The 5,681-nt window shown below is 36.3% G+C and carries 6 protein-coding genes; all 6 read left to right on the top strand.

Annotation, left to right across the window (positions count from 1 at the left end; all coding sequences use genetic code 11):
* Window positions 1-216 precede the first annotated feature (216 nt).
* The 6 genes from WKT09_RS13435 to WKT09_RS13410 all read left to right on the top strand — a co-directional run bounded on the left by WKT09_RS13435 (window position 217) and on the right by WKT09_RS13410 (window position 5,556).
* Entirely contained in the window at window positions 217-591 is a 375-nt protein-coding gene (locus tag WKT09_RS13435) for a DUF4870 domain-containing protein (protein WP_340416519.1), read from the top strand.
* 51 nt (window positions 592-642) lie between these two features.
* Window positions 643-1,653, top strand: coding sequence for a PP2C family protein-serine/threonine phosphatase (locus tag WKT09_RS13430; RefSeq protein WP_340416518.1), 1,011 nt, complete (start codon window positions 643-645; stop codon window positions 1,651-1,653).
* Window positions 1,654-1,716: 63 nt separating this feature from the next.
* Window positions 1,717-2,031 (top strand): anti-sigma factor antagonist, encoded by a 315-nt coding sequence (locus WKT09_RS13425; protein ID WP_340416517.1) that lies wholly within the window; start codon window positions 1,717-1,719, stop codon window positions 2,029-2,031.
* A gap of 22 nt (window positions 2,032-2,053) precedes the next feature.
* A complete protein-coding gene (rsbW, locus tag WKT09_RS13420) occupies window positions 2,054-2,536 on the top strand; it encodes an anti-sigma B factor RsbW (RefSeq protein WP_340416516.1) in 483 nt (160 codons plus the stop codon).
* Window positions 2,511-3,302, top strand: coding sequence for an RNA polymerase sigma factor SigB (sigB, locus tag WKT09_RS13415; RefSeq protein WP_340416515.1), 792 nt, complete (start codon window positions 2,511-2,513; stop codon window positions 3,300-3,302). Before rsbW ends, sigB begins: the two co-directional genes overlap by 26 nt.
* A gap of 88 nt (window positions 3,303-3,390) precedes the next feature.
* Window positions 3,391-5,556 (top strand): Tex family protein, encoded by a 2,166-nt coding sequence (locus tag WKT09_RS13410; RefSeq protein WP_340416514.1) that lies wholly within the window; start codon window positions 3,391-3,393, stop codon window positions 5,554-5,556.
* Window positions 5,557-5,681 lie beyond the last annotated feature (125 nt).

The following is a 5,681-nucleotide window of genomic DNA, read 5'->3' as shown; positions in this document are numbered from 1 at the left end:
GTATATGGAAAATCGGAGGACGAATGAGACAAAACCACGTGTTAACTTTATCTAAATTAGTTTAGTTTTATACCTATTTTTTGTAGTTCCAATTACCTAACGAAAATGACTAATATATAATTTCTTTTATGAACACAATAAGCCCTTTCCCATATAGCAAATAAAACTAAAAAGTGATATTATTTTTATAACGATATAATTATATTGGAGGATAAAATGACAAACAATCGAACGACGATTTTTGCAGATGGCGATACGTATTATGTGGAACCGAATAAAGATGAGCGAATTTTTGCGATGCTTATTTATTTAACGAGTTTTTTCACCACGATTATTGGACCTCTTATTATTTGGCTATTAAAAAGGGACGATTCAAAGTTTGTAGATTTTCACGGAAAAAACTATCTTAACTTTTTGATTTCATTCGTCATTTATGGAATTGTTGCAGTTATTTTGAAAGTCTTATTAATTGGATTTATTTTATTTCCCATTGTTGGATTTTTAGTCATCATCTTTACGATTATTGGTGCAATAAAAGCCTATCAAGGAGAATGGTATAGAATTCCGTTTACCATTAAGTTTATACGATAACATGAACATATGTTAGGTTCTAACATAAAATAGACAGGGGGACTGAAGCATATGCAAAACATTGGAAAAGATACACAGATATATACAGAAATGTTAGAGAAATTTTTGCAAACGAATGATGAAAAGTATTTAATGAAAGCGAAGGTAATGAGTTCCTCTTTTGTGAATCGAAATATTTTCCCAGAAGAGATTGTCCGTATACATATGAAAGCGATGGACTCTATTTACGGTGAAACAGCTGGTGAATACAAACAATCCTTGCAATTTTTATTGGAATCATTAATTGCATACCGTGTTGCAAATAGTAAATTCGAACAATTAAACACAGAGCGCCTTGAATTAAAATCGGAAATTCAGGTTGCGGCAAATATGCAAAAAACATTACTAAAAACAGAAATTCCTACATATAAAACGTTAGATATCGGAGCTATTAGTGTCCCATATCGTCAACTGAACGGAGATTACTACCATTTTACAGAAGGCGAAGATGGTATTTTAAACTTTGGAATTGCAGACGTCATTGGAAAAGGGGTGCCTGCAGCACTAAGCATGTCGATGATTAAATATGCGATGGATATATTTTATGATGAATCTATGTGTCCACCAACAGTGCTTCGGAATTTAAATCATATTGTGGAACGAAATGTCACGGCGAATATTTTTATTACGATGTTATTTGGACAGTATAATTTAGCGACAAATGTCTTTAAATTTGCCTCGGCTGGACATGAACCTGGTTTTATTTATCGGAAAGAAACGGATCGTTACGAGGAAATGGAAGCAAAAGGAATTGTGCTTGGTGTAGTGAAAAAAGCGCAATATGAGGAATATACGTTAGAAATTGAAGTAGGCGATAGCATCATTTTGTTAACAGACGGTGTAACAGAGTGTAAACGAGGCGATCGTTTCATTACAAAGCAAGAATTAATAGAAGTAATTCAAAAGTTTTCTCACTTGTCGGCACAGAAACAAGTAGAGAGTGTGTACAATTACTTTAAACAAATGGAAGATTTTCAATTAAAAGACGACTTTACATTATTAATTATTAAAAGATTTGTTTAATCTTTTGGTAGTTTGGGTATAACAGTATTGAAGATGGAGTAGGTGAAAAAAGAGGTGACGACAATGAATTTAAACATAGACATAAAGGACGAAGGGAAAAAATCAATCGTACAATTATCCGGGGAAATTGACGTATATACCGCCCCAGCATTAAGAGATAAATTAATCCCGTTAACAGAAAAAGCAGGACATAAGATTAAAATAGATTTGGAAAATATTTCATACTTAGATAGTACAGGTCTAGGTGTGTTTATAAATGCATATAAATCATCGAAACAACATAATAGTATAATAGAAATTATTCATGTAAAGGATCGTGTATTAAGATTATTCCAAGTGACCGGATTACATGAAATAATGAATGTCGTACCGAAATGATCGTTCAGGAGGGAAGATAAAGATGACGCAGTTTGATTTTATTGAAATGAAAATTCCGGCAAAACCGGCTTATGTCGGGGTTGTTCGTTTAACAATTTCTGGAATTGCTAGCCGTATGGGCTTTTCATATGAAGCAATTGAAGATTTAAAAATTGCTTTATCTGAAGCAGTGACGAACGTTGTCACACATGCTTATGAGAAGGAAGATCGTGGAGAAGTAAGAATTGGTTTTGGAGTGTATGCAGACAAAATTGAAATGATGGTAGCGGATCAAGGAGAGAGTTTCAATTTTGAAGATGTAAAAAATCGCATCGGCCCGATGAATCAAATAAATGAAATGAAACCCGTAACTCAAATGCGTGAAGGGGGTTTTGGACTGTATTTGATTAACGCCTTAATGGATAAAGTTGAAATTAATAACGAGTATGGTGTCGTAGTATTAATGACAAAGTTTCTCGATGAAACTGGGGTGGAAGTCGATGACAAAGTCCAAACAACAAACTGAAGAAGACGAAGTATACCGTTGGATTGAGCTTCTCCAACAAGAATCAGATAATGAGATAGTAAAAGAAAAATTAGTCCTTCATTTTGAAGGGCTTGTTCATTCTTTAGCACGCAAATATTCTCAGAGCCGGGGAAATCATGAAGATTTAGCACAAGTTGGGATGATTGGTTTATTAATGGCTGCGGAACGTTTTGATCCGGAATTCGGTAAAACGTTTGAAGCATTTGCCATCCCGACGATTATCGGCGAAATAAAACGTTATATTCGTGATAAAACGTGGAGTGTTCATGTTCCCAGGCGTATTAAAGAATTAGGCCCAAAAATTAATCGTGCGGTAGAAACATTGACGAATGATTTACAGCGATCCCCGACAGTACAAGATATAGCGTCTTACCTTGAAGTGACAGAAGAAGAAGTGCTAGAGACGATGGAAATGACAAAAAGTTATCGCGCTTTATCTGTCGATTATAAACATGAATCAGATGGAGAAGGGAACACGGTTTCCATTTTAGATTTAGTCGGTTTAGAAGACGAATATTATGAAAAAGTTGATTTACATATGGTGTTAGAAAAAATTTTTCCAGTGTTGGACAACCGTGAACAAGAAATATTAAAACTCATTTTCTTTGAAAATTTAAGCCAAAAAGAAGTTGGGGAATTATTAGGTATTTCACAAATGCATGTGTCTCGTTTACAACGTAAAGCATTGAAAAAATTAAAAGATGAATTGGAAAAAGGTCGAGGCGAAGTTTCAACGGTTGAATAAGAAGAGGTTGGAGAAATGTACACTCCAATCTCTTTTTTGTGATAGGGGATTCCTATGATAAAATAGGATGATGGAAGGAGAATGCAAAATGAGCGATCAAACGCATGTAATGGAATTAGTAGCGAAAGAATTACAATTAAAACAAGCGATTGTACAACAAGTAATCCAGTTATTAGACGAAGGAAATACGGTGCCATTTATTGCTCGTTATCGTAAGGAAGCAACTGGTGGACTAGATGAAGTGCAAATAAAAGATATTCAAGACCATTGGCAATATGCCGTCCAATTGGCAGAACGAAAAGAAGAAGTGATTCGTTTAATTGATGAACAAGGAAAATTGACAGAGGAATTACAAAAAGATATTGAAACGGCAACAAAGCTACAACGAGTGGAAGATTTATATCGTCCATATCGTCAAAAACGTCGTACCCGTGCAACTATTGCAAAGGAAAAAGGTTTAGAGCCATTAGCAGAACAGATTTTTACACAGTCAATCGACAATATAGAAGCGATCGCGGAATCATTTTTCTCTGAAGAGCATGAACTGTCTACGGTAGAAGACGTACTTGCGGGAGCAAGCGACATTATAGCGGAGTGGATTTCAGATGATCCAGCATACCGTGATTACATACGTGAAACGACTTGGAAATTAGGGACGATCGAAACAGCCGTAAAAAATGCAGAAAAAGATGAGAAGGAAATTTTCAAAATGTACTATGAATACGATGAGGCGATCCGTTCTCTCGTGTCCCATCGTACGTTGGCGATTAACCGTGGGGAAAAAGAAGATGTCCTTCGCGTGAAAGTAGTAGCACCAGAAGAAAAAATTATGCAATTTTTACAAAGAAAAGTGATTGGAAAAGTGCAGTCAGAGGATTGTGCTAAATTATTGGAAGTGGCGATGGAAGATAGTTATAAACGTTTAATTGAGCCGTCGGTTGAACGAGAAATTCGTGCACGTTTAACGGAAACAGCTGAAACACAGGCGATTAATGTTTTCTCAGAGAATTTACGTAATTTATTATTACAACCACCGTTAAAAGGTCGTGTGATACTAAGTGTCGACCCAGCATTTCGTACTGGTTGTAAGTTAGCGGTCGTCGATGAAACAGGAAAAATGTTAGAAGTAGGGGTCATGTTCCCGACAGCACCTCGAAATGATGTAAAAGGCGCTGAAAAAATTGTGCTAAATTTAGTCGAGAAATATCCGATTAAATTAATTGCTATTGGAAATGGAACTGCTTCACGTGAGACGGAACAATTTATTGCGGATGTCATTGATCAAAATAATTTAGATATACCTTATATCATTGTCAATGAAGCTGGGGCAAGTGTTTACTCTGCTTCTGAATTGGCTCGAGAAGAGTTTCCAGATTTAGAGGTGGAAGAACGAAGTGCCGTGTCGATCGGAAGAAGAGTTCAAGATCCACTTGCAGAATTAGTAAAAATTGATCCAAAATCAATTGGTGTCGGACAATACCAACATGATGTAAGTCAAAAGGAATTAACGCAATCCCTTGATTTCGTCGTAGAAACAGCTGTAAACCAAGTCGGTGTGAATGTGAATACTGCTTCAGCTTCCTTGTTAGAGCATGTCGCTGGTTTAAGTAAAACGATTGCGAAAAATATCGTCGTCGCTCGTGAGGATTTAGGCAAATTTTCAAATCGAACACAATTGAAAAAAGTTCCACGTCTTGGACCGAAGACATATGAGCAGAGTATTGGTTTCTTACGTGTCATTGATGGTGCCAATCCACTTGATATGACACCGATCCACCCTGAAAGTTATGATGTAACGAAAGCATTGTTGACAGAAATCGGATTTTCTCTAGATGATGTAGGTTCTGATGAGGTTCGTGAAGCATTGGCAAAAGTAGATTTAAATGTATTAGCAGAAAAATTGACTGTTGGTGTACCAACATTACAAGATATTGTGGAAGCATTAAGTCGTCCTGGTCGTGATTTACGTGATGATTTCCCACAACCAATTTTAAAGCAAAAAGTGTTATCGTTAGAAGATTTAGAAGCAGGAATGGAAATGGAAGGAACCGTTCGTAATGTCGTTGACTTTGGTGCGTTCGTCGATATTGGAGTTGGACAAGATGGACTCGTTCATATTTCAAAATTAGCCAATCATTTTGTGAAACACCCAATGGATGTTGTCTCGGTTGGTGAAGTGGTAACTGTTTGGGTGGACGAAGTAGATGTGAAACGTGGCCGCATTGCTTTAACTATGCTACAAGCAGCAAAATAAAATTTTATCCCCTTCATGTGAGAGTTCGTGACCCACATGAAGGGGATTTTTGTATCTAAATTCGCGTTCGCTGCATCTGAATTTTGTTTATTGCATCTGTTTTTGCATTTGTTGCATCTGAATTT

It is taken from the genome of Pseudogracilibacillus sp. ICA-222130, from assembly GCF_037892545.1.
GTDB lineage: Bacteria > Bacillota > Bacilli > Bacillales > Amphibacillaceae > Pseudogracilibacillus.
The sequence above is the reverse complement of the archived record's forward strand: the minus strand, read 5'-3'. Positions and strand labels throughout refer to the sequence as shown.